Origin of the sequence: Nonomuraea sp. B1E8, assembly GCF_039871515.1 — a bacterium.
Lineage (GTDB): Bacteria > Actinomycetota > Actinomycetes > Streptosporangiales > Streptosporangiaceae > Nonomuraea.
In genome coordinates, this window is the sequence record NZ_JBDPLS010000002.1 from 671,109 (window position 1) to 695,636 (window position 24,528).

General features: G+C 72.1%; 19 protein-coding genes. 8 read left to right on the top strand and 11 right to left on the bottom strand.

Features of this window, described 5'->3' with window-relative positions; genetic code table 11:
- Nucleotides 1-11: 11 nt before the first annotated feature.
- Nucleotides 12-191 carry a hypothetical protein gene (locus tag ABGA98_RS12090; RefSeq protein WP_347618309.1) on the bottom strand — a complete coding sequence of 60 codons (180 nt, stop codon included), beginning with the start codon at nt 189-191 and terminating at the stop codon, nt 12-14.
- 25 nt (nt 192-216) lie between these two features.
- Nucleotides 217-2,436, bottom strand: coding sequence for a thiamine pyrophosphate-dependent enzyme (locus ABGA98_RS12095; protein WP_347618310.1), 2,220 nt, complete (start codon nt 2,434-2,436; stop codon nt 217-219).
- 191 nt (nt 2,437-2,627) lie between these two features.
- On the opposite strand from ABGA98_RS12095, the gene ABGA98_RS12100 reads away from it, so the two are divergent.
- Nucleotides 2,628-3,968: a hypothetical protein gene (locus tag ABGA98_RS12100; RefSeq protein ID WP_347618311.1), complete on the top strand. Its 1,341-nt coding sequence runs from the start codon at nt 2,628-2,630 to the stop codon at nt 3,966-3,968.
- Between the two features lie 55 nt (nt 3,969-4,023).
- Here ABGA98_RS12100 and ABGA98_RS12105 read toward each other — a convergent pair whose 3' ends face one another.
- The 5 genes from ABGA98_RS12105 to ABGA98_RS12125 form a co-directional block, all read right to left on the bottom strand.
- Complete coding sequence (locus ABGA98_RS12105; RefSeq protein WP_347618312.1) at nt 4,024-4,659, bottom strand: hypothetical protein; 636 nt, start codon at nt 4,657-4,659, stop codon at nt 4,024-4,026.
- A 100-nt stretch (nt 4,660-4,759) separates the two neighbouring features.
- Nucleotides 4,760-5,614, bottom strand: a complete 855-nt coding sequence (locus ABGA98_RS12110) for an ABC transporter permease (RefSeq protein ID WP_347618313.1) — start codon at nt 5,612-5,614, stop codon at nt 4,760-4,762.
- A 2-nt stretch (nt 5,615-5,616) separates the two neighbouring features.
- A complete protein-coding gene (locus tag ABGA98_RS12115) occupies nt 5,617-6,594 on the bottom strand; it encodes an ATP-binding cassette domain-containing protein (protein WP_347618314.1) in 978 nt (325 codons plus the stop codon).
- The gene (locus ABGA98_RS12120; protein ID WP_347618315.1) at nt 6,595-7,173 is read right to left on the bottom strand and encodes a PadR family transcriptional regulator; all 579 of its coding nucleotides are present in this window, start codon (nt 7,171-7,173) and stop codon (nt 6,595-6,597) included.
- Between the two features lie 84 nt (nt 7,174-7,257).
- Nucleotides 7,258-7,854: a TetR/AcrR family transcriptional regulator gene (locus ABGA98_RS12125; protein ID WP_347618316.1), complete on the bottom strand. Its 597-nt coding sequence runs from the start codon at nt 7,852-7,854 to the stop codon at nt 7,258-7,260.
- 61 nt (nt 7,855-7,915) lie between these two features.
- Between ABGA98_RS12125 and ABGA98_RS12130 the strand changes: the two genes are divergently transcribed.
- From ABGA98_RS12130 to ABGA98_RS12155, 6 genes are all read left to right on the top strand, one after another.
- Nucleotides 7,916-9,484: a carboxyl transferase domain-containing protein gene (locus ABGA98_RS12130; protein ID WP_347618317.1), complete on the top strand. Its 1,569-nt coding sequence runs from the start codon at nt 7,916-7,918 to the stop codon at nt 9,482-9,484.
- A gap of 89 nt (nt 9,485-9,573) precedes the next feature.
- Nucleotides 9,574-11,907, top strand: a complete 2,334-nt coding sequence (locus ABGA98_RS12135) for a biotin carboxylase N-terminal domain-containing protein (protein ID WP_347618350.1) — start codon at nt 9,574-9,576, stop codon at nt 11,905-11,907.
- The gene (locus ABGA98_RS12140) at nt 11,907-12,812 is read left to right on the top strand and encodes a hydroxymethylglutaryl-CoA lyase (protein ID WP_347618318.1); all 906 of its coding nucleotides are present in this window, start codon (nt 11,907-11,909) and stop codon (nt 12,810-12,812) included. Before ABGA98_RS12135 ends, ABGA98_RS12140 begins: the two co-directional genes overlap by 1 nt.
- Nucleotides 12,813-12,814: 2 nt before the next feature.
- The gene (locus ABGA98_RS12145) at nt 12,815-13,951 is read left to right on the top strand and encodes an acyl-CoA dehydrogenase family protein (protein WP_347618319.1); all 1,137 of its coding nucleotides are present in this window, start codon (nt 12,815-12,817) and stop codon (nt 13,949-13,951) included.
- Between the two features lie 41 nt (nt 13,952-13,992).
- Complete coding sequence (locus ABGA98_RS12150; protein ID WP_347618320.1) at nt 13,993-14,427, top strand: GNAT family N-acetyltransferase; 435 nt, start codon at nt 13,993-13,995, stop codon at nt 14,425-14,427.
- A 110-nt stretch (nt 14,428-14,537) separates the two neighbouring features.
- On the top strand, nt 14,538-17,621 hold the full coding sequence (locus ABGA98_RS12155; RefSeq protein WP_347618321.1) for an AAA family ATPase: 3,084 nt from the start codon (nt 14,538-14,540) through the stop codon (nt 17,619-17,621).
- Between the two features lie 102 nt (nt 17,622-17,723).
- Here the strand turns inward: ABGA98_RS12155 and ABGA98_RS12160 are convergent, their stop codons facing one another.
- The 4 genes from ABGA98_RS12160 to ABGA98_RS12175 all read right to left on the bottom strand — a co-directional run bounded on the left by ABGA98_RS12160 (nt 17,724) and on the right by ABGA98_RS12175 (nt 23,530).
- A complete protein-coding gene (locus ABGA98_RS12160; protein ID WP_347618322.1) occupies nt 17,724-20,369 on the bottom strand; it encodes a hypothetical protein in 2,646 nt (881 codons plus the stop codon).
- A gap of 82 nt (nt 20,370-20,451) precedes the next feature.
- Nucleotides 20,452-21,393, bottom strand: a complete 942-nt coding sequence (locus ABGA98_RS12165; protein ID WP_347618323.1) for a PfkB family carbohydrate kinase — start codon at nt 21,391-21,393, stop codon at nt 20,452-20,454.
- Nucleotides 21,378-22,304, bottom strand: a complete 927-nt coding sequence (locus ABGA98_RS12170) for a pseudouridine-5'-phosphate glycosidase (RefSeq protein ID WP_347618324.1) — start codon at nt 22,302-22,304, stop codon at nt 21,378-21,380. The genes ABGA98_RS12165 and ABGA98_RS12170 overlap by 16 nt, the downstream gene beginning before the upstream one ends.
- 107 nt (nt 22,305-22,411) lie before the next feature.
- Complete coding sequence (locus ABGA98_RS12175; protein ID WP_347618325.1) at nt 22,412-23,530, bottom strand: putative sulfate exporter family transporter; 1,119 nt, start codon at nt 23,528-23,530, stop codon at nt 22,412-22,414.
- 70 nt (nt 23,531-23,600) lie between these two features.
- Between ABGA98_RS12175 and ABGA98_RS12180 the strand changes: the two genes are divergently transcribed.
- On the top strand, nt 23,601-24,491 hold the full coding sequence (locus tag ABGA98_RS12180) for a LysR substrate-binding domain-containing protein (RefSeq protein WP_347618326.1): 891 nt from the start codon (nt 23,601-23,603) through the stop codon (nt 24,489-24,491).
- Nucleotides 24,492-24,528 lie beyond the last annotated feature (37 nt).

Here is a 24,528-nt window from a genome sequence, read left to right on the forward strand (position 1 = left end):
GGCGCCCGCCGCTATCCCGTCGTCCTGCGGCGTTCCCCGGTGAAGGAGGGCGAGCATCGCATCACCGCGCTCGCCCAGGGAGCCACCTCGATCCGGGTCGCGGGCCTCGCCCCGGACACCGGCTGCTGCTTCGTCGTCGGCGTGCCCCTGCGCATCTCGGAGTCGTCGACCGTGGCCTGGTCGAAGCCCATGTGCATCAGGGGCGCGGTGGCGCGCTCAACCGAGGAGCTTGCGCGCCGCCTGCTCGATCTCCTCCTCCGACAGCAGCACGTGGTCGGCCGCCCCGCCCAGCGGAATGAAGCTGTCGGATGAGGTGACCCGGGCGATCGACCCGGTGAACCCGGCGTCGAGCAGCTCGGCCACGACGCCCTCCGACACGCCTCCCGAGCGGCGGGTCTCGTCGGCGATCAGCACGGTGCCGGTCAGCTCCGCGGCCCGCAGCAGGTCGTCCATCGGCAGCGGCGCCAGCCAGCGCAGGTCGAGCACGCGGCAGCCGTAGCCCTCCTGGGTGAGCCGCACCGCGGCGCGCAGGCTCATCCGCACCCCGTTGCCGAACGTCACGATCGTCAGGTCGCGCCCGTCGCCGTAGGAGCGGGCACGCCCGATGGGGACGTGCGTCTCGGCCCAGCGACCGGGCGGCGCGTAAGGTGCCAGCCAGCCTCCGTCGCCCTCCTCGAACAGGTCACGCGTGTGGTAGAGGGCGATCGGCTCGAGGTAGACGCAGACAGACCCGGACGTGCGGGCCGCCGCCAGGCAGGTGCGCAGCATGGCCGAGGCGTCGTCGGGGCGCGACGGCGAGGCGATGACCAGCCCTGGGATGTCGCGCAGCGCGGCCACCGCGTTGTCGTTGTGGAAGTGGCCGCCGAACCCCTTCTGATAGGCGTAACCGGCCACCCGCACCACCATCGGGTTGGTGTAGCTGCCGCGCGAGAAGAACGACAGCGTGGCCGCCTCCCCGCGAATCTGGTCGAGCGCGTTGTGCAGGTAGGCGAGGTATTGGATCTCGGGCACCGGCAGCAGCCCCGACACGCCGGAGCCGAGCGCCAGACCCAGGATGGCCTGCTCGTCGAGCAGCGTGTCGAACACCCGCCCAGCCCCGAACCGCTTCTGCAACCCCCTGGTCACCCCGTAGACGCCACCCTTCTTGGCGACGTCCTCGCCGAGCACCGTCATCTCCGGATAGACGGTCAGCGCGTCGGCGAGCGTGCGGTTGATGGACTGGCAGAGCGTCAGCGGCTGCTCGTTCTCCGGCAGCGACCCGGCGAACGCCTTCTCCCTGGCCTCGCCGGTGGCCGCCACCGGGCTGATCCTGGCGATGAGCTCGGGGTCGCGCGGCGCGATCGGCTCCATGACCTCGCGGGCCGAGCCGAGGCGCGGGCTGCGCGTCGTCTCCCTCGCCATCCGCAGCACGTGCTCGCGCGCGGACTCGTACGTGGTGAGCAGCCCTTCAGGGCTCTCCAGCCCGGCCTCGACGAGCAGCGCCGCCGTCCGCAGCAGCGGGTCGCGCGCGAGGTCGGCCTTGATCTCGCGCTGCGCACGGTAGGCCGACTCGACGTCGGAGCCGGCGTGCCCCATGAGCCGCACGGTCGACAGGTGCAGGAAGGCGGGGGAGCGGTGCTCGCGTACGTGCTCGGCGGCGCGGACGGCCACGTCGTAGGCCTGTGCCAGGTCGCAACCGTCGGCGGCGAAGTAGGCGATGCCCGGGCGCCGCGCGGCCGTCTCCACCCATCCCTTGGGGGTGCGGACGCTGATGCCGATGCCGTTGTCCTCGCACACGAACAGCAGGGGCAGCGCCTGCCCCTGGTAGGTCGCGTAGGAGGCGGTGTTGAAGCCGGACAGGGCGCTGGCGTGGTTGATCGAGGCGTCGCCGAAGCTGCAGACGGCGACCGCGTCTTCCGGCCATGCGGACCTGACGCCGAGGGCCCGCGCCCGCTCGATCGCGAACGCCACGCCGACGGCTCTGGGCAGGTGGCTGGCGATCGTCGAGGTCTGCGGGATGACGGCCAGGTCGGGATGGCCGAACACCTTGTGCCTGCCGCCCGCGATCGGTTCGTCGGCCGCGGCGGTCAGGCCCATCAGCACGTCGCGGATGCCCTGCTCGGGCAGCCGCCCGGCCTGCTCCGACCTGGTGAGGTAGAAGGCGCCGGAGCGGTAGTGGAGCAGCGCGGGGTCGCCGGGCCGCAGGGCGGCGGCGACGGCGGCGTTGCCCTCGTGACCGGCGGAGCCGATCGTGTAGTAGCCCTCGTCCTGCGCGCGCAGCCAGCGGGCGGCGACGTCGAGCAGCCGGCTGTCGAGCTGGCGGTGGAACAGGGTGCGGCACTGCTCGCCGGTCAGGGTGACGCCGTCGCGGACCGGTTGCCCGGGATCTCGGGCGGGGCCCGCCTCAAGCATCGCAACGGCCTGGGTGAAATGAGTCTCAACTGTGTCGCGCGCCACAGCTCGATTATGTCTTTGTTCGGCGCCGCCGTCTGCTGGACACCGGTGACATGTTGTGGGCCGGTCCCTTTGACTCCTGTTTATGACTGTTTGTCAGAATTCCAACCTTCCCGTACGGGAGCACGTCTACTGGGGTGACGTGGCACCCTCAATGCCGCGTTGGACCAATGGGTGTCCAGAAAGGAACCCGCATGTTGCAACGCATCCGTGTAGCCGCCCTCGCCACCGTGCTGGCCGCGGGGACGGTCGTCTCGGCGTCCACCGCCGCGACGGCGGCTCAGACCCCCGCCATCGCGAGGGTGAGCATCGACCCCGGCCCTCCGATCGACGTCTCCAAGGGCACGGTCAAGGCCACGTTCAGCTTCTACACCAAGGGCGCGGAGAAGGCCGCGTTCACGGTCAAGGCGCCCGGCGACGTCAGCGTCGACACGCCCGTCACCCTGACGCCGGCCAAGCGTGGGAACTGGACGAAGTGGACCGGCACGAAATCCTTCGACGCCGGCAACGTCGGCAAGTGGGGCTGGAGAGCCTCCGCCACCGGCGACGGCGACGCGTCCCGCAGCGGGACGTTCGAGGTCGTCAAGAAACCGCTCGACACCAAGATCGCCAACTTCGGCGCCCGCCCCGGCCGGGTCGACAAGGGCGACAGGATCCGGGTCTCCGGACGGCTCCTCGCCGGCGGCAAGGCCTACTCCGGCCAGTCCGTCGCGATCACCTTCCGTGAGCGCGGCACGGACGCCTATCGCGAGGTCGCCAAGGTGACGACCGGCCGCGGCGGCTGGTTCAGCGCCCGCGTCCGCGCCGACTCCACCGGCTGGTGGCGGGCCCAGTTCGCGGCCACGTCCGCGGCCGAGGCGTCCGTCAGCGACTCCGACCGGGTCGACGTCCGGCGTTCCAGGCTCGGCAGCCGGATCACCCGCTTCGACGCCCGTCCGGAGCCGGTGGAGCAGGGCGACAGGCTCGGCTTCTCCGGCTCCCTGCGGATCGAGGACCGCGCTCGGGTGCCGGGCCAGCGAGTGGAGATCTTCTTCAGGGCCGCAGGCTCTGACCGGTGGACGTACGTCACGAGCGACAGGACCAGCCGCCACGGCCGCTTCTACGCCTCCGCCACCGCGCGGAGCTCGGGCTGGTGGCGCGCCGAGTACGACGGCGCCCGCGGCGTCAAGGGCACGGTCAGCCGCCCGGACTGGGTGACCGTCAAGCCGCCGCCCGAGAAGGCGGACACACGGCTGATCAACGTCAACGCCTACCCCGAGCCGGTCAAGCGCGGCTCTCACCTGAGGATCAGGGGTCTGCTGCAGATCGACGACGAGGGCTCCTGGGAGGGGTACCAGGGCCGGGTGTCGCTGTACTTCAAGCCGCTGGGCTCGCGCTCGTGGCAGTACGTGAAGACGACCTGGTCCGGTGACAGCGGCCGCCTCTACACCAAGGCCACGGCCTGGCGGTCGGGTCACTGGAGGTTCGTCTTCCGCGGTGACGACGACGCCCACGGCGACACCAGCGGCTCGGACTACGTCCGCGTGCGACGGTGACCGCCTGAGATGGGGAGCGGCCCCGGGGCACACCGCCCGGGGCCGCTCCATCGGCCTAGTTGGGCTGCTGGCCGGGCAGCTTGGCGTCGATGCGGACAAGAAGGGACTTGATGTCCGCGATGTCGCTGTCGACCGCGTCGAATCGCCTGTCCACGGCCTCGAACCGCTCGTCCACGGACTTGAACCGGTTGTCCACGGCCGTGAAGCGGTCATCTATGGCCGTGAAGCGTTCGTCCATGGCCGTGAACCGGTCATCCATGGCCTTGAACTGCTCGTCCACGGACTTGAACCGGTCGTCGATCTCACGGGCCTGCTTGCCCATGAACGCCTCGAGACGGTCGAACCGGGCCTCGTGTGAGTCGAGCCGCTGGTAGATCTTGTCGATCTGCAGCTCCATCCGCGCGGCCTTGGAGTTCACGATGGCGAAGTTGTCCGCCATTTCCGTCCTGACGTTCTGAATCTGGTCGTCGAGGTCGTTGAGGCGGTCGTCCACATTCGTGAAGCGGGTGTTCGCCTCCTCGCGGAACTTCTCGAGCCTGTCGAGGACGTTCTGTCCTACGACGTCCACACGGTCGTGCAGCGAGCTGAAGCGTTCGGCGACGCTGGTGCCGGGCATGCCGCTGAATGTACCGTGCTCGAGCGCCGTGACCCGGGTTTCCAGGTCACGAACCTGCTCGGAAAGATCCAGCATTGCATGGGCTCCTTTCGGGGGGAGGGGCTGGAAAGCGCGCGCGCATCGGGAAAGCTACCCTCCGTGAGTGGACGACCGCAGCCGGATACGAAAATCAGTCCTACTCGGCCCGCCTGAACTGGGCGACGCCCACGCCGAGCAGCGCCGCTCCGAGCGCGGCCACGACGCCCAGCTCCAGCAGCACCGGCACCTGCTGGCCGAACCACGTCACCCCCGGGTTCAGCACCGCGTTCACCTGGGCCGGCACGTCCAGATGGGAGAAGACCGCCTGCCGCATCGGATCCACCGCGTACGTCATCGGGTTGACCACGGTCAGCACGTGCAGCCACGAAGGCAGGTTGGCCAGCGGGAACATCGCCCCTGACAGGAACATCATCGGCATGATCGCCATCTGCATCAGCCCGAAGAACGACTGCATGTTCTTCATCCGGGCGGCCAGCATCACCCCGAAGGCCGTGATCGTGAACGCCGCCAGGAACATCTCCGCCAGCAGCGTGAGCAACAGCGTGGGGGAGTAGGGCACGCCCACCAGCCCCGCCATGGCGAGGATGACGACGCCCTGCCCGGTGGCCACGATGGCGCCGCCGAGGCACTTGCCGACCACGATCGCGCCGCGCGACACGGGCGCGACGAGCATCTCCCTGAGGAATCCGAACTCGCGGTCCCACACGATGGACCCGGCGGAGAACATGCCCGTCATGATCACGGTCATGGAGATCATGCCGGGATACATGAACGTGCGGTAGTCGATCCCGGGGATCGAACCCTGCACCAGCGAGCCCAGGCCCGTGCCCATGATGAACAACCACAACACGGGCTGCATGAGCATCGACAACATGCGGGTGCGGTCGTTGGCGAACCGCAGCATCTCCCGATGGAGCACGACCTTGATGGCCCGGAGATCGTGGCCGGCGCTGCGGGCCGGCACCCGGACACTGATGGTCTCTGCCGCCATGACTACCGCCTCGCCATCGCACGCATCCACGCCATGGTGTCGCCGCCGGCCTCGGCGTCGCGGATCGTGGAGCCGGTGTAGGACATGAACACGTCGTCGAGCGACGGCCGGGAGACGCTGACCGACCGGATCGGCATGCCGAGCTCGGCGAACAGCCGGGGCACGAACTCCTCGCCCGACGGCACGGCGAACGTCACCGCGCCCTCGCGCACGGCCGCCTCCAGTCCGAACCGCTCCCGCAGCGCCTCGATCGCCGCGGTGTCGTCGGCGGTGTGGATCTGCACGCGGTCCTCGCCGACGCTGGCCTTGAGCGCCTCGGGCGAGTCGATGACGACGATCTCGCCGTGGTCGATGATCGCGATCCTGTCGCAGTATTCGGCCTCGTCCATGTAGTGCGTGGTCATGAAGATGGTGATGTCCTCCATGAGCCGTAACTGGTTGATGTAGCCCCAGATGGCCGCGCGGGTCTGCGGGTCGAGGCCGACGGTCGGTTCGTCCAGGAACAGGACCCGTGGCGAGTGCAGCAGGCCCCTGGCGATCTCCAGCCGCCGCTTCATGCCGCCGGAGAACGTCATCACCTTGGCGTCCTTGCGGTCCCACAGCGCGACCATCTCCATCACCTGCCGGATCCGGTCGCCGACCAGGCTCTTCGGCACGCCGTACAGTTCGGCGTGGAAGCGCAGGTTCTGCTCGGCGCTCAGGTAGCCGTCGAGCGTGGGGTCCTGGAAGACCAGGCCGATGTTCCTGCGCACCTCGTCACGCTCCCTCACCACGTCGTGCCCCGCGACTGCGGCGCTGCCGCCGGTCGGGTTCACCAGGGTGCAGAGCATGTTGATGGTGGTGGTCTTGCCGGCGCCGTTGGGGCCGAGGAAGCCGAACACCTCGCCGGGGCGCACCTCGAAGTCCACGCCTTTGACGGCGTCGACCTTGCCGTACGACTTGCGCAACCCCTGCACGGCCACCGCCGCGTTCTCGTTCATTCAGCCCTCCGCGAGGATCTGGAAGACGGACCTGCGGGTTTGCTTGATCAGCTTCTTGGCCTCCGCCACCTGCCGGTCGCTGCCCGTCCTGGCCAGGTGGGAGAAGGCCTCGCTGAGCTGGGCCCAGAGCAGGCGAAGCTCGTGGTGGCCGGTCGGCACGGTGCGGGCGACCTCCTCCCACGGCGCCTCGCCGGCGTGCCGGGCCGCCTGCGCGCGCCCCTGCCCGGTCACCCGGTACGTACGGCTCCCGCCCGCTTCGTCCGCCACCACCAGCCCCTCGTCCTCGAGCTGCTGGAGCGCCGGGTAGACCGATCCGGGGCTGGGCCGCCACACGCCGCGGCTGCGCTCCTCGATGTCCTGGATCAGCTGGTAGCCGTTCTGCGGCCCTTCATGGAGGAGGGCGAGCAGGGCCGCCCTGACGTCACCCCTGCGGACCCTCGGCGGGGGCGTCTCCCACCCCGGCCCCGCGCCGGGCGGTGGCGGTGGCGGTGGCGGTGGACCGGGTGGGAAGGCGCCGGGCCCGGGTGTCCCTGGTGGGGGCACGGGCGGCGGCGCATCCCAGAAGTCGTTCTCGCGCATACTGCCTCCAACCTATCGAGATATCGTGACGATATATCTAGATAGTTGGCATGAGCAAGGGTATGTCCGGAAGGCCGGAGCAAGTTAGCGAGCGTTAACGGAGGCCTCGATCGCGGACCTCGCCATCGCGTGCAGCAGCGGCCGCATGTCCTGCGCGGGCAGCTCGCCGGCGCTGTGCGGCGTCGAGTTGAGCAGCCCGAAGACGGCATGCGTCGCGGCGCGCAGGCGCGCGGCCGGGCAGGCGGGGTGCAGCTCGGCCAGCACGGTCACCCACTCCTCGACGTACAGGCGCTGCAGCCGCCTGATCTGCCGGCGCGCCGGCTCGGGCACGTTGCCCAGCTCCCTGTCGTGCACGGTGATCAGGGCCGGCTGTTCGATCGCGAACGTGATCTGCACGTTGAGCAGCGCGTCCAGCGTCTCCGCAGGGCCGGGGGAGGAGGTGGCGACCGCGACGGCCGACTCGCGCAGCCGCGAGCTGACGTCGAGCAGCATCTCCGACAGCAGCGCGTCCTTGCCGCTGAAGTGCCGGTAGAGCGCGGGCCCCGAGATGCCGACCGCGCCCCCGATGTCCTCGATCGAGACCCCGTGGAAGCCGCGGGCGGCGAACAGCCGGGCCGCCGCCTCCAGGATCTCCGCGCGCCGGTTGCCGCGATTGCGGGTAGGTGGAGAGACGGTGCTCACGTCTCACATGCTAGACGATTACGTTAATGATGACTAACATCCGAGCCATGGGAGGGGACTCATGAACGAGTGGCCGGTGCTGAAGTCGGCGGCCGAGCCCGGCGCGGAGGCGTACAAACGACATGCCGAGCACAACGAGCGGCTCGCCGCCGAGTTGCTCGAACGGCTCGCGGCGGCGGCGCTCGGCGGCCCCGAGCGGTCGCGGCGGCGCCACGTCGAGCGAGGCAAGCTGCTGCCGCGCGACCGCGTCGACGGCCTGCTCGACCCCGGCTCCCGTTTCCTGGAGCTGTCGCCCCTGGCCGCGGGCGGTCTCTACGACGACCAGGCCCCCGCGGCGGGCATCATCACCGGCGTCGGCAGGGTCTCCGGGCGCGAGTGCGTGATCGTCGCCAACGACGCCACCGTCAAGGGCGGCACCTACTACCCGGTCACCGTCAAGAAGCACCTGCGCGCGCAGGAGGTGGCGCTGCACAACCGCCTGCCCTGCGTCTACCTCGTCGACTCCGGCGGGGCGTTCCTGCCCAGGCAGGACGAGGTGTTCCCCGACCGCGAGCATTTCGGGCGCATCTTCTACAACCAGGCCACGATGTCCGCCCGTGGCATCCCGCAGATCGCCGCCGTGCTCGGCTCGTGCACGGCCGGCGGCGCCTACGTGCCCGCGATGAGCGACGAGGCGGTCATCGTCCGCGGCCAGGGCACGATCTTCCTGGGCGGCCCGCCCCTGGTGAAGGCGGCCACCGGTGAGGAGGTCACGGCCGAGGAGCTCGGCGGCGGCGACCTGCACGCCCGCGTCAGCGGCGTCACCGACCACCTCGCCGAGGACGACGCGCACGCGCTGGCCATCGTCCGCGACATCGTCTCCACGCTGGCGCCGCGCGCCGAGCGGCCGTGGACGACGATCAAACCGGAGCCACCCCGGTACGACCCGCGCGACCTGTACGGCATCGTTCCCGCCGACACCCGCCAGCCCTACGACGTGCGCGAGGTGATCGCCAGGATCGTCGACGGGTCGCGTTTCCTGGAGTTCAAGGCCGAGTACGGCTCGACACTCGTCACGGGGTTCGCCCACCTCCACGGGCATCCGGTGGGCATCGTGGCCAACAACGGCATCCTGTTCGGCGAGTCCGCCATGAAGGGCGCCCACTTCATCGAGCTGTGCGACCAGCGGCGCATCCCCCTGGTCTTCCTCCAGAACATCAGCGGCTTCATGGTCGGCAAGGCGTACGAAGCGGGCGGCATCGCCAAGCACGGGGCCAAGATGGTCACGGCCGTCTCGTGCGCGCGGGTGCCCAAGTTCACCGTGGTGATCGGCGGGTCGTTCGGGGCGGGCAACTACGCCATGGCCGGACGGGCGTACTCACCCAGGTTCCTGTGGATGTGGCCGAACGCCCGCATCTCGGTCATGGGCGGCGAGCAGGCCGCGAACGTGCTCACCACCGTGGGCGACGCCGACCCCGACGCGATCAGGGCCCAGTACGAGCACCAGGGCAACCCGTACTACTCCACGGCCAGGCTCTGGGACGACGGCGTGATCGACCCGGTCGACACGCGCACGGTCCTGGGCCTGGCGCTGTCCGCGGCGGCCAACGCGCCGCTCGAGCCCGCCGGTTACGGCGTCTTCAGGATGTGAGCGAGGTGAAGGAAACCGTGCGAAGCACCGGGCGGCAGGCGAGTTCCCCGCGCGGAGAAGGCGTGCGAAACACCGAGCCGCCGGAGGGCATGCGGAGGGCTAACCGCCCGCAAGGGGGCTTCACGAGCGTGCTGATCGCCAACAGGGGCGAGATCGCCGTGCGGATCGCCCGCACGCTGCGCGGGCTCGGCATCACGTCGGTCGCCGTGTACGCGCCGTCCGACGCGGGGGCCAAGCACACCCTCGAAGCAGACATCGCCCTTGAGGTGCCGACATATCTGGATATTGAGGCCATCGTCGCAGCGGCTCGCGATTCGGGGGCGCAAGCCGTACATCCCGGTTATGGGTTTCTCGCGGAGAACGCCGCGTTCGCGCGGCGCTGCGCCGAGGCCGGGCTCGTGTTCGTCGGCCCGCCCGCCGACGCCGTCGACGCGATGGGCGACAAGATCCGGGCCAAGGCCACGGTGGCGGCCGCGGGCGTGCCCGTGGTGCCCGGCCGGGCCGAGCCCTCCTCCCTGGAGGACTGGAACGACTTCCCCGCCCTGATCAAGCCGTCCGCGGGCGGCGGCGGCAAGGGCATGGTCCTCGTACGGTCGGCGGCCGAGCTGCCTGAGGCGATCGCGTCGGCCCGGCGTACGGCACTGGCGGCCTTCGGCGACGGCACGCTGCTGATCGAGCGCTACGTCGAGAACCCGCGGCACATCGAGATCCAGATCATGGCCGACACGCACGGAAACGTTGTGCACCTGGGCGAGCGCGAGTGCAGCCTCCAGCGCAGGCACCAGAAGATCATCGAAGAGGCGCCCTCGCCCTTCGTCGGCCCGGAGACGCGCGCCCGCATGGGAGCGGCCGCGGCGGAAGCCGCGCGCGCGGTCGGCTACGTCGGGGCGGGCACGGTCGAGTTCATCGTGGACGGCACCACCGGGGCCTACCACTTCATGGAGATGAACACCCGTCTCCAGGTCGAGCACCCGGTGACCGAGCTGGTCACCGGGCTGGACCTGGTCGAGCTGCAGCTGCGGGTGGCGGCGGGCGAGCTCCTGCCGTTCGGACAGGACGACGTACGGCTCACCGGCCACGCCGTCGAGGCGCGCGTCTACGCCGAGGACCCGGCCCGCGGCTTCCTGCCCAGCGGCGGCCGCGTCCTGGCGCTCCGCGAACCCGGCGACCCGGCTCCCGGCGAGACCGCGACGGCGTCGCCACGCGGCGGGGCGGTCGTGCGGGTCGACTCGGGGCTGGTCGAAGGAGCGGCCGTGGGCACCGCGTTCGACCCGATGTTGTCCAAGGTCATCGCCTGGGCCCCCGACCGGGCGACGGCGCTGGCCGTGCTCGACCGGGCGCTCGCCAGGACGGCCGTGCTCGGCGTGGTCACCAACATCCCGTTCCTGCGCGCGCTCGCCGCCCACCCGGCCGTCACGGCCGGCGAACTGGACACCGGCCTGGTCGAGCGCGTGCTCCCCGACCTCGTCCCCGCCACGCGGGTGCCCGACGAGGTGCTCGCCGCGGCCGGGCTCGTCTTCCACGCCATGCCCCAGGGCGACGACCCGTGGGACATCACGGACGGGTGGCGGGCCGGCGAACCGGCGTGGACGACCTGGCGGCTGGAGTCGCGGGACGGTGTGCACGCGGTCCAGGTCCGCGGGCTGCCTCGCGAATCGGCCGAAGTCCGGATCGACGGTGACGCGGTGCCGGCGCGCATCCGGATCGACGAGACGCCGGCCGGCGCCCTCCCCGGGCTTTCCGGCGGCGCGCGGCTGCACGTCACCGTCGGCGGCCGTACCGAGCGTTATCTCTGCGCGCGCGACGCCGACACGCTCTGGCTCGGCAGGGACGGCGCCTCATGGGCGCTCACCCGGCACCTCATCGGCGACCCGGGAGACCGTCCGGGCGCCACGGCGGCCGGCGACGGCGCGGTGCGCAGCCCCATGCCCGGCACCGTGCTGGTGGTCAAGGCCCAGCCCGGCGAGCGGGTCAGCGAGGGCCAGCCGCTGCTCATCGTGGAGGCCATGAAGATGGAGCACACGGTCACCGCCCCGCACGACGGCACCGTGTCCGAGCTGGCCGTGCAGGCGGGCCAGCCGGTCGACATGGACGCCGTCCTCGCCGTGGTCCGCCGCGAACCCGAGGTCAGTGATGGAGCGGCGGCATCAGGGGCGAGCGAACGCGCCGAACGGAGTGAGGCCATGGACCGTGAGGGAGCGCCGTCGTCTGGAGGAGTGGCGGGAGCGCAGCGACCAGAGCGGGGGAAGGCGACGGCATCAGGGGCGAGCGAGCACGCCGAACGGAGTGAGGCCATGGACCGTGAGGGAGCGCCGTCGTCTGGAGGAGTGGCGGGAGCGCAGCGACCAGAGCGGGGGAAGGCGACGGCATCAGGGGCGAGCGAGCACGCCGAACAGAGTGAGGCCATGGACAGGGAGGCGTGATGCCGTACCCGATGGAAGGTCTTCCGCACCAGGTCACGATCTACGAGGTCGGTCCCCGCGACGGGCTGCAGAACGAGTCCGCCGTCGTGCCCGTCGAGGTCAAGGCCGAGTTCATCCACCGTCTCGCCGACGCGGGGCACAAGGTGATCGAGGCGACCAGTTTCGTGCACCCGGACTGGGTGCCGCAGCTGGCCGACGCCGGGGAACTGCTCTCCAGGCTGCACAGGAAGCCGGGAGTGCGCTATCCCGTGCTGGTCCCCAACCTGCGCGGCCTCGACCGGGCGCTCGAACTCCAGGTCGGCGAGATCGCCGTCTTCGCCAGCGCCACCGAGACGTTCGCCGCGAAAAACCTCAACCGCAGCCTGGAGAGCCAGTTCGACATGTTCGAGCCGGTCGTGGCCCGGGCACTCGACAACGGGTTGAAGGTGCGCGCCTACGTGTCGATGTGCTTCGGCGACCCCTGGGAAGGGCCGACGCCGGTCAAGCAGGTGGTCGCGGTCGGGGAGCGGCTGCTCGGGCTCGGCTGCCACGAGCTGTCGCTCGGCGACACCATCGGCGTCGGCACGCCCGGCCACGTCACCGCCCTGATCAACGCCTTCCGCACGCCCGAGCGGCTCGCCGTGCACTTCCACGACACGTACGGGCAGGCGCTCAGCAACACCCTCGCCGCGCTCGAAGCCGGCGTGACCACCGTCGACGCCTCGACCGGAGGCATCGGCGGCTGCCCCTACGCCGGGTCCGCCACCGGCAACCTCGCCACCGAAGACCTCGTGTGGATGTTGCAGGGACTCGGCATCGAGACAGGGCTCGACCTGGGCAAGCTCGTGTCCACCAGCGTCTGGCTGGCGGAGCTGCTCGGCCGGCCCAGCCCATCCCGCGTCGTACAGGCGCTTTCGAAAGGGTGACCATGCTCAAGGACGAGTACGAAGAGCTCCGCAAAACCGTCGAGGCGTTCGCGCGCGACGTGGTCGCGCCGGTGATCGGCGACTACTACGAGCGCGAGGAGTTCCCGTACGACATCGTGCGGCAGATGGGCGCCATGGGGCTGTTCGGACTGCCGTTCCCGGAGGAGTACGCCGGCATGGGCGGCGACTACTTCGCGCTCTGCGTGGCGCTGGAGGAGCTGGCCCGCGTCGACTCCAGCGTGGCCATCACCCTGGAGGCCGCGGTGTCGCTGGGAGCCATGCCGATCTTCAGGTTCGGCACCGAGGAACAGCGCGAGACCTGGCTGCCCAGGCTGGCCGCCGGCGAGATGCTGGGAGCGTTCGGCCTGACCGAGCCCGGCGGCGGCACCGACGTGCCCGGCGGCATGCGCACCACGGCCGTGCTCGACGGAGGCGCGTGGGTGATCAACGGGACGAAGGCGTTCATCACCAACGCCGGCACCGACATCACCGGTGTCGTCGGCGTGGCCGCGCTCACCGGCGAGCGGGAGATCTCCACGATCCTGGTGCCGAGCGGCACGCCCGGGTTCACGGTGTCGAAGAAGTACTCCAAGGTCGGCTGGAACGCCTCCGACACGCGCGAGCTGTCGTTCACCGACTGCCGTGTCCCCGCAGCCAACCTGCTCGGCGAGCGCGGCCGTGGCTACGCCCAGTTCCTGCAGACGCTCGACGAGGGCCGCATCGCGATCGCAGCGCTCAGCGTCGGGCTGGCGCAGGGGTGCGTCGACGAGTGCCTGAAGTACGTCAGGGACAGGAAGGCGTTCGGCCACCCGATCGGCCACTACCAGGCCATCCAGTTCAAGATCGCCGACATGGAGGTCCGCGCGCACACCGCCCGCCTGGCCTACCACCACGCCGCCGAGAAGATGCTGGCCGGTGAGCCGTTCAAGAAGGAGGCCGCGATCGCCAAGCTGGTCTCGTCCAACGCGGCCATGGACAACGCGCGCGACGCGACGCAGATCTTCGGCGGGTACGGGTTCATGAACGAGTTCCCCGTCGGGCGGTTCTACCGCGACGCCAAGATCCTGGAGATCGGGGAGGGCACCAGCGAGGTGCAGCGCATGCTCATCGCCCGCCAGCTGGGACTGAGCGATCTCTGAGGTTTGCGTCAGGAACGTGCGACGATCTAGTGTCGTCAGTCATGACGGCTGACGATCTTCTGATCAGAAGGGCGGAGAAGGCCGACGCGGACGCGGTGTTCGCGCTGGCGCGTGAGTTCGGCCTGACCTTCAGGCCCGAGCGCGAGGCCTTCGACTCCGCGCTGCCCGAGCTGCTGGCGAACAAGGACGCCCTGCTGCTCGCGGCCGTCGTGAACGGGCGGGTCCAGGGCTATCTGCTGGGGTTCGTGCACCTCACGCTGTTCGCCAACGGGCCCGTGGCCTGGGTCGAGGAGGCCATGGTCGGGTCCGGTTCGCGCCGGCAGGGCATCGGGCGGGCGCTGCTGGAGGAGTTCGAGAAGTGGGCCCGCTCGCGCGAGGCGGGCTACGTGGCGATGGCGACCCGGCGGGCGCCGGAGTTCTACCACGCGCTCGGCTACGAAGCATCGGCCACCTTCTTCCGCAAGGTCCTGCGCTGAGCCCGGGCTTCCGCGAGGTCCTGAGCCGCGTCCGCAAGATTCTGCGCTGAGCCCGGTACGACGTCACCCTCGGGCGCGTTCTGTCGGCGCCGGATGGCATCCTTGGGGACGTGAGCATCCACGCCGTGAGCCCCTTGTTCGTCGGGCGTGCCCGTGAGCTCGCCGCTCTCGGCGACGCGCTGGTCAGGGCGCGGGCCGGGGCGTCGGCCACGGTGCTCGTCGGCGGCGAGGCCGGCGTCGGCAAGACGCGGCTGATCAACGAGTTCACCGGCCGGGCCGGCGACGCCCTGGTGCTCGTCGGCGGGTGCCTGGAGCTGGGCACGGAGGGTCTGCCGTTCGCGCCGTTCACGGCCGTGCTGCGCGGGCTCGTGCGCGAGCTGGGCCGTGACGGGGTCGCGGCGCTCGTCCCCGGCGGCACCACGCGCGGGCTGGCGCGGCTGCTGCCGGAGTTCGGCGAGCCGGACAGGGACGGGCCAGAGGCCAGGGCGCGCCTGTTCGAGCAGGTGCTCGGCCTGCTCGAACGGCTGGCGGACGAGCGTCCCGTGCTGCTGGTCGTGGAGGACGCGCACTGGGCCGACCGCTCCACCCGTGACCTGCTGTCGTTCCTCGTCCGCTACCAGCGCACCGCGGCCCGGCTGCTCATCGTCGTCTCCTACCGCGCCGACGAGCTGCACCGCACCCACCCGCTGCGCCCTCTCGTCGCCGAGCTGAGCAGGGTCGAGTGGGTGAGCCGGATCGAGCTGCGCAGGCTCACCCGCAAGGAGGCCGTCGAGCAGGCGGCCGGCATCCTCGACCGCGCGCCGTCCGCCGCCGACATGGATGTGATCTACGCGCGCAGCGAGGGAAACCCGCTGTTCGTCGAGGCGCTGCTGAGCGACGAGAGCGGCGGCCACGCGCTGCCCGAGTCGCTGCGCGACCTCCTGCTGGCCGGCGTCGAGCGGCTGCCCGCCGAGACGCAGGAGCTGCTGCGGGTGGCCAGCGCCGGCGGGCAGCGCATCGAGCACGACCTGCTGAGCGCCGTCGCCGGGCTTGACGAGAGCGCGCTCTCCGGCGCGCTGCGGCCGGCGGTGGCGGGCAACGTCCTGGTCGTCGACGGCGAGGGCTACTCCTTCCGGCACGCGCTCATCCGCGAGGCGCTCCACGACGACCTCCTCCCCGGCGAGCACACCCGCCTGCACACCCGCTACGCCGAGGCGCTGGAGCGTGACCTGTCGATCCTGCCCGCCCCGCGCGGCGCGATCGAGCTGGCCCACCACTGGCACTCCGCCCACGACTCCACGTGGGCACTGGTCAGCGCCTGGCACGCGGCCGCCGCGGCCCGCAAGTCCGCCGCCTACGACGAGCAGCTCAGGATGTTGTCCAGGGTGCTCGAGCTGTGGGACCAGGTGCCCGACGCGGCCGAGCGCATCGGCGCCGTCCGGGTCCGCGTGCTGCGGCAGACGGCCACGGTCGCCCACCTGGCCGGCGAATACGAGCGCAGCATCGCCCTGGCCGGCGCCGCCCTGGCCGAGCTCGACCACGACACCGACCCGATCGACTCGGCCCACGCGCTGCGCCAGCGCGGGCTGACCCGCTACGACCTGGGCCGCCCCGGCTACATCGACGATCTCCGCCAGGCGGCCGCGCTGGTCCCTTCGCACGAGCCCAGCAAGGTGCGCGCCCAGGTCCTGGAGAGTCTTTCGCGCATGCTCCACCGGCCCCAGGACATCCCGGAGCGTCTGGCCACCGCCCAGCTCGCCCGGCAGATCGCCCACGAGGTCGGCGACGCCAACGTCGAGGCCCACGCGCTGATCGACTACGCCTGGGCCCGCTGGGGCTACTCCGAGATCGAGGACCAGCTCGGGGCCTTCGGGGAGGCCCGCCGCATCGCCTCGGGCGGAGGGGCGTACAACGCGCTGATGCGCTGCGCGATCTCCGAGTCCGACGCGCTGGAGGGCGCGGGCCGGCACGAGCGGGCCGCGCAGGTCGCCCGCGAGGGCGTGGCCGAAGCCGGCCACTACGGCCTGGCCCGCACGTCCGGCACGTTCCTGTCGATCAATCTGGCCGAGCCGCTGGTGTCGCTCGGGCGGTGGGACGAAGCGCTGCAAGTGATCGAACACGCGCTCGACCTCTCGCCGCCCGCCCCCTACCGCGCCAGCCTGCAGGGATTCGCCGCCGACATCGCGCTGGCGCGGGGCGACCACGACCGGGCCGAGACGCTGCTGGGCTCGGTGCGGAGGGTGCTGTCACGCGGGGTCCACCGCGACCAGGTGCTGCTTCCTCATCTGCGCAGGGAGATAGGGCTGCTCGAGGCGCGCGGGCGGATCGAGGAGGCGGTGGAGACGGCGGGGCGAGCGCTGGAGGAGCGCGACCTGCTGGCCAGCCCGCGATATTCGTGGCCGGTGCTGGTGGCCTTCGCCCGGCTCTCCGCCTCCGTCGCGGCGCCCGTTCCCGCCGGGGGTTCCGGCGCGCCGGTGCGGCCCGGGGCGCCCTTACTGCCGCGGCTTCGTGCGCTGGCGCAGGAGCTCGAGGTCGCCGGGGCACTTCAGCAGGCGCACCGGCTCACGTTCACCGCGCTGACCGGCCCTCACTTCCCGTCCGCCGCGACGGTGCCCGCCGGGGAGCAGCGGCTCACGACCGGCGCGGACGGGGACGCGCCGACGTCCATGGCGCCGCTGGGCAAGGGGACGGTGCCGGACGAGGAGGCGGTGTCGGCTGCCGCGATGCCGGTGGAGGTCGCCGCCGGCCCGGCCGCCTGGAGGCTCAAGGCGTGGGACGCGGCGGTGCGGGCGTGGGCCGGGCTGCGGCAGCCGTACGCCGAGGCCTGGTGTCTGATGAGCGCGGCCCAGGCCGCGCTCGCGTGCGGCGACCGGCAGGAGGCCGCGGCGAGGCTGGCACGATCGAGGGAGCTCGCCGAGCGGCTCGGCGCCGGGCCGCTGACGGAGCAGATCGACGTCTTCGGCCGCAGATCCAGGCTCGCGGGGCCGGACGCGGCGGGCGAAGGAAACCCGTTGGGGCTGACGGCTCGCGAGCTGGAGGTGCTCCAGGAGGTGACCAACGGCCGCAGCAACAGGGAGATCGCGCAGGAACTGTTCATCTCGGTCAAGACGGTGAGCGTGCACGTTTCCAACATCCTGGCCAAGCTCGGCGTCGCCACCCGGGGCGAGGCCGCGGCCACGGCCCACCGCCTCCGCCTCTTCGACATTCCGACGTGAGTGGGGCCACGTGCCACGGGTTCGGCGAAGGAGCCTGACCGGTCGGCGAGGGCCGTGCCACCGGTTGCGACGGGCGTTCGCCGGTGGCAGGCAGGGGTGTGGTCAGCCGGTCAGCTGGGCCTCGAGGCGGTAGCCGTCCACGGTGACGTACACCTGGTCACCGGGCCGGGCGTTCAAGCGCATGAGCACCGGCTGCAGGGAGTCGAAGACCGGCTGGTGGCCCTGCCACACCAGCACGATGGCGTTGTCGCCGGGGCCCGTCACCGACAGCAGCGTGCCGGGGCGCATGCCGAGCTGGGCCGCGTACCCCTCAGGCACCGGCACCGGGCCGCCCCTGAGGTGTTCCGGAGTGACCTCGATGCGCTGCCAGCGGCGCGGGTCGGAGGACGGGCCCGGCAGGGGCGGGGGCGGCGTGGACGGGGCGCCCGCCAGGCCGCCGGGCAACTTCCCTGAGCGGCTTCCCGACAGGGCCGACAACGTGGCCAGGGCGGCGGAAGGGTCGATGGAGCCGGCGTTCACCGTCGGGATGGGCTGGCCGCCCCGGTGGTGGCCGTTGGCGCCGGGCGTGCGGCGGGGGAGGGGCTGGGCGGGCGCCTGCGCCGCGGCCGGGTCGGGGACCGCCTCAGAGGGGAGGGCGTCGAGCCAGGCCTTGGCCGAGTGGGCGCGGATGCCCAGCTCGGCCATCAGCTCCACGACGTCGGCGTCGGGCGGGCTGGAGGCCAGGAGCTGCCGCGTACGGCTCTGGAGACCCTGGATGTCGCCCACCACCAGCCAGCCATCCTGGAAACGGCGGTCGGGCATGAGCGTCACGAGCACGCGCCAGAGCGGGGTGCGCAGCGACGGGACGGTCACCGGGTGGGCCGGGTCGGCGCCGATGAGCTGGTCCTCGGTGGCCGCCGCGCCGAGCCACTCGGTCAGCCGGAACATGTGGCCGGTGACGGGCGCGGACTCGGAGGAGCGCAGCCAGTGCAGGACGCGTTCTTCCGCGGTGCGCTGGGCCTGCGAGAGGGCGTCCCTGTCGACCAGGAGCTTGTGGGCGAGCGTACGCAGGCTGACCGGGTCCTCGGCGAACAGCCGGTGCACGGCCACCGCCAGCTCCATCTTGTCCAGGCTGCGGAACAGGCTGTCCACGACCCGCACCATCGCATGGTCGGTGTCGGACGGCGGCGCGCCGGGAACAGGCGCCGCGTAGGCGGGCGCGCCTTTGGCGCCGTCAGGGCCGGGGACGGCGGGCATCGAGCCGGTGTGGGGAGCGGAGCCGGGGACGGCGGGCATCGAGCCGGTGTGCGGGCCGGAGCTGGGGACCGGGGGCATCGAGCCGGTGTGCGGGCCGGAGCCGCGGACGGCGGGCATCGAGCCTGTTTGGGGACCGGAGCCGGGCGTGCCGGGGAGCGAGCCGGTGTCCTGGCGCCCGGGCGCCGCGCCTCCGGGACGCTGCGGAAGGCGTTCGGACTGGCCGCCGGGGGCCGGGCGCTGGGGAAGGCCCTCGCCCGCCGGGCCCTGGCGCGGGCCGCCGCCCGGAGGCTGGGCCGGGAGCGACCCTGTCTGGCGGCCTTCCGGTTGCGCGGGGAAGGAGCCGCTCTGCGGGCCGGCCGGGCGGTCGGACGGCTGGGCGGGAAAGGAGCCCGTCTGGCTCTGCCGGCCGCTCTCCGGCTGCGCGGCGAACGACCCTGTCTGGCGGCCCTCCGCCGGCGAAGGCGACGACCCCGGCTGGCGGCCTTCCGGCTGCCCGGGAAGCGGGCCGGTCTGGCGGCCTTCCTGTTGGGCCGGGAAGGAACCGCTCTGCGGGCCGGGCCCGCGATCCGGCGGCTGGGCGGCGAAGGTGCCCGTCTGCGGCTGGGAGTGCCCCTCGGCCGGGCCGGCGAACGGCCCTGTGGACGGCGGCTGCGCGCCGGCGTCAGGTTTGGAGAGGCTCTGGGCGACGAACATCCCGGTCTGAGGGGGTGCCGGGGGAGCGGCGCTCTCCTGCGGGCCGGGCTGCGCGCCGGCAGGCTGGGAGCCCGCGGGCTGAGGCGGGCCGGACTGGCCGGCCCCCGGCTGCTGAGGTGCGCCGGACCGCGCAGCCGCAGCCTGCGGTGCTCCGGGCTGAGGGCCTGCGGGTTGTGGCGCTCCGGGCTGAGGGCCTGCGGGTTGTGGTGCTCCGGGCTGGGCGCCTGCGGGTTGTGGTGTGCCGCCGGGCTGGGCGGCGGCCTGGGGCTGGGGTACGTCCTCCGGCTGGGCGGGGAAGGAGCCGGTGCTCCTGGACGAGAGACCGGCGGCCGCGCCGACATGGAGCGGACGGGTCACCTCGGGATGGTTCGCCTGCGCCGCGAGCACCGGCTCGCGCTGGGCCGGGATGCGGCCGAGGATTTCGCGGAAGACCGAACCGACCACCACTTCGGGCGTGGCCGACGGGGTGCTCAGGTCGCTGGGGGACAACCGGCGCAGCCGCTGCCAGCCGCCGAGGCCGGTGATCGCCGTCCGGGTGGCCTCGGGCCAGCCCGGCAGCGCCGGGTCGATGTGGTGGACCGTCAGCGCGGGCAGCAGATCGCACAGCGGCAGGTGATCCCAGCGGGAGGTCGCCAGCCGGGCCAGCCGCTCGCAGATCCAGTCGAGGCCCGCCGTGCCGAGCGCCTTCGACAGCGCCAGGGATGACCACCACCCGGCGGGCAGGCGCGGGTCGCCGAGCGCCTCGGCCACCTGCTGCGGACGGCTCCAGCGCAGCGCAGGGACTAGGTCGCTCAGGCAGATCGATGACTCGACATCCATCGGCGGACCTTATCCTCCCCAGTGAGCCGCATGGTGCTGCCCGTAATGATGTGGCTATTGGTGCAGCCTACGCGGCAAGCTATCAATCAGTGTGAATAGGGTAAAGACGGTTCAGATCCAAACCGTACCGTGGTCGGCCGCCCACGTGGGCCACACATTCGGCCCCCGCGCGGCAACCGGCCTCCAGAGCGGCCCCTTCCCCGGCACCGTGTAAAGCCGCCGCGAGGAAGCCCGCGGCGAACGCGTCACCTGCCCCGGTCGAGTCGACGACCTCGGCGGGAACGCCCGCCGCCGTCGCGACCACTGCACCGTCCACGGCGGCCAGCGCCCCCTCCGCTCCCAGCTTCACGACCGCTGTGCCGTACGCCTCACTCAAGAGTACGGCGGCACGCTCCGCCGTTGGGGCACCACTGAGAATCAGGGCCTCGTCAAGATTCGGGATGATCAGGCTGGCAGCGGCGGTTTCCTGGATGAACCGTTCGACGCCGAAGTCGCGCAGCGGCCCTGTGGAGGCCGGGTCGATGCTGATCGCGACGCCTCTGGCCGCCGCCTCCGCCATGGCGCGCCTGGCCAGCCGCAGCCCGCCCTCGGCGAAGAGGATGTATCCCGACAGATGGAGCCGGCCGACGCCGTCGAGCAGGGCGGGGTCCCAGTCGGCGTCCGAGATCAGGCCCCCGGCGCCGCGGTTGGTGAGCATCGAGCGCTCACCGCTCTTGTCCACCATCGCGATCACGACCGCGGTCGGGTGTTCGGAGTCCACGGAGAAGTGGGGGCGTACGCCTGTCTTGACGAGCTCGGTCGTGTGCCACTCGCTGCTGTCGTACCCCAGCTTGGCCAGCAGCCGCACATCGGCGCCCAGGCAGGCGGCCCAGGCGGCGGTGTTCGCGCCGGAACCTCCGGGACGGAGCACGATGTCGGCGGCCGTGTCGGTGCCCGTCATGACCGGTGAACCATGCAACGCCACGACATCGGTGACGACGTCGCCGATGACCAGGAGGGCGTCGTCCATCACGGTCTCGCCCATGCGAGGGCGATCTGGGCGGCGAGTGCGGCGTTGCCGCGCACGGCGGCCAGGTTGGCCTCCAGGGAGGCGCCGCCGGTGCCGTCCACGAGATAGCCGAGCAGGAACGGGGTGATGGCCTGCCCCTTGACCCCCTCGCGCTCGGCGGCGGCCAGCGCCTCGGCGAGCACGCGGTCGTGCAGTTCGGGATCGAGCTGGCGGTCCTCGGGCACCGGGTTGGCCACGATCAGCGCGCTCTCCTGGCCGCCGAGAGCGTCCTGGCCGCGCATGATGGCCGCGGCCTCGGCGGGCGACTCGATGCGCCAGTCGATCGGCTGGCCGGAGGAGTGCAGGTAGAAGCCGGGGAAGGTGTCCGTACGGTAGCCCGCCACCGTCACGGCCCTGGTCTCCAGGCGCTGGAGCGTCGCGGGCACGTCGAGAATCGACTTCACGCCGGCGCAGACGATGGTGATGCGCGTACGGGCGAGCGTGTCGAGGTCGGCGGACTCGTCCTGGTCCTCGGTCCAGCCCCGGTGCACGCCGCCCAGGCCTCCGGTGGCGAAGATCCGGATCCCGGCGCGGGCGGCGAGGAACGACGTGGCCGACACGGTGGTCGCGCCGCTCGCCTTCAGCGCCGCCGCCACGGGCAGATCCCGCTGTCCCAGCTTGCGCAGGCCGGACTCCGTCGCGACGCGCTCCAGCTCCACCTCGTTGAGCCCGATGCGCGGCACCCCGTCGAGCACGGCGATCGTGGCCGGCACGGCGCCGGCGGCGCGGACGATCCCCTCCAGCTCGCGCGCCACCTCGAGGTTGCGCGGTTGCGGCAGCCCATGGGAGATGATCGTGGACTCCAGCGCCACGACAGGCGCGCCGCCGGCCAGGGCCTCGACGACCTCGCTGGACGGCTGAAGAACGGAGTCGGTGGCGCTGCGCATGGTGAGTTTCATACTCCCTGAGTGATCATGACCGGCATACCCTGAACGGGGTAGTTTACGGTATTTGTTCCAGGCCGAGCGTGGCGCTGCGGCCGTCCATCCGAGGATCACACGAGAAGCGCCACTCCGGCCAGTGAGACGGCGGCGACGACCGCCGTGGCGATGCCTCCGAGCAGCATGACCCGTCCGCCTTTGACCAGTTTTCGCAGGTCGATGCCGGTGCCCAGGCCGAACAGGGCGGCCGCCATCAGCACGCCGGTGATCTGGGGGATCAGGTCCGTCACCGCCGCCGGCACCTGCCCGGTGCTGCGCAGGGCGACCATCACCAGGAACGCCACCACGAACAGCGGCACGACCGGCGGCCGGGACGCGGCGTCCCCGGTGCGGCCGGAGAACAGGGCCACCATAGGGGCGAGGAGAAGCACGCGGCCCAGCTTGACCGTCACGGCGGTGGCCAGGACCCCCGAGGCGGCGCCGATCGCGGCCACCTGGGCGACCTCGTGCACGGCCGCCCCCGTCCACACCGCGAGCTGTGCGGGCGACAGGCCCAGGAGAGAGGCCAGGAGGGGGATCGCGGCGATGGCGGCGGTGCCGTACAGGACGACGACGCCGAGCGCGCCGGCGGCGTCGTCGTCGTCGGAGGCGTCCGTGCTCTCGTGCATGGCGGCGATCGCGGCGGCGCCGCAGATGGACACGCCGGTCGCGACGAGGAGCGACGCGCCGGGCGTGAGGCCGAGCCTGCGCCCGATCCACGGCGTCACCGCGAACGTCACCCCGGTCGCCACCACCATGACGGCGAGCGTCTGCCAGCCGAGCGCGAGCACCTGAGGCAGCGCGATCTGCAGGCCGAGCAGGGCGACCGCGACCCGCAACACCCGCCTGGAGACGAACGCCAGCCCCGGCCTCAACCGTTCGCCGACCCCGGCCACGTTGGCCAGCGCCGCGCCGGAGGCCACCGCGATCACCGCGGGACTGAGCGCCGGCAAGAACCGGTTGGCGGCCAGCGCGAACACCACCGCGAGTGCGGCCACGGCGACACCCGGCCAGGTCGCGGCGAGGAAGGGCGGGCCGGTACGGCGCGTCCGCGCCCAGGCGAGACGGAGAGTTCGGGATCCCGGTGTGGTGGAGCGGCGAGCCCGCGACCCCGCTGTGGCGGTGTCGTGAGCCCGCGGCTGCGGCCCCGATGGGTGGCGGGCGGCAGCGTGCGAGCCGTCGGTGAGGGACATGATCTCAGTGTCCTGAGCGGGTGACACGGCCGGTAGGCGCGAGCTGACTGGGAGCCCATAGCCTGGAGCTATGAGTACACTGCCCGATCTCGACTCCTTGAAGCTGCTGGTCGATGTCGGCGTGCTGGGCAGCCTCGGGCAGGCGGCCAAGGCCGCGGGCATCGCCCAGCCATCGGCGAGCAAGCGCGTCGCCCATCTCGAACGCCGCCTGGGCCTGCCCCTGGTCGAGCGCACACCGCGCGGGTCCACGCTCACCGCCGAGGGCAGGATGGTGGCGGGCTGGGCCGCCCAGGTGCTGGCCGCCGCCGAGGAGCTGATGCGCGCCGTGCAGGCCGTACGGCACGGGGAGGCGGCGCATCTGCGGGTGGCGTCCAGCATGACCGTGGCCGAGTATCTCGTGCCCAGGTGGCTCGGTGAGCTGCAGAACCGGGAGCCGGACGTGCCGGTCGGGCTCGACGTGGTCAACTCCGCCGACGTCGCGGCGCGGGTGCTGGCCGAGGAGGTGGAGCTGGGGTTCGTCGAGGGGCCGAGCGTGCCCGAGGGGCTGGACAGCCGGGTCGTGGGCACCGACAGGCTGGTGGTCGTGGTGGCGCCCGGCCATCCGTGGGCGCGGCGCCGCACGGCGCTGCGGGGCGCGGAGCTGGCCGCGACGCCGCTGGTGGTGCGGGAGCCGGGGTCGGGGACGCGGGAGACGCTGGACGTGGCGTTCAAGGGCCTGCACCAGGCCAGCCCGCGGCTGGAGCTGGGGTCGAACGCGGCGGTCAGGGGAGCCGCCCAGGCGGGAGCGGCGCCCGCGGTGCTCAGCGGGTACGCGGTGGAGTCCGACGTGGCGACCGGGCGGCTGGTGGAGGTGCCGCTGGCGGGGGTGAACCTGGTCAGGAGCCTGCGGGCGGTATGGCGCCGCGGCCGTCCCCTCACCGGCCCTGCCGCGATCCTGCTCGCCATCGCCAGCCGTCCGTGACCGTTCAGGGCGTTGACGGATGGTGTGGTTTGCGCCT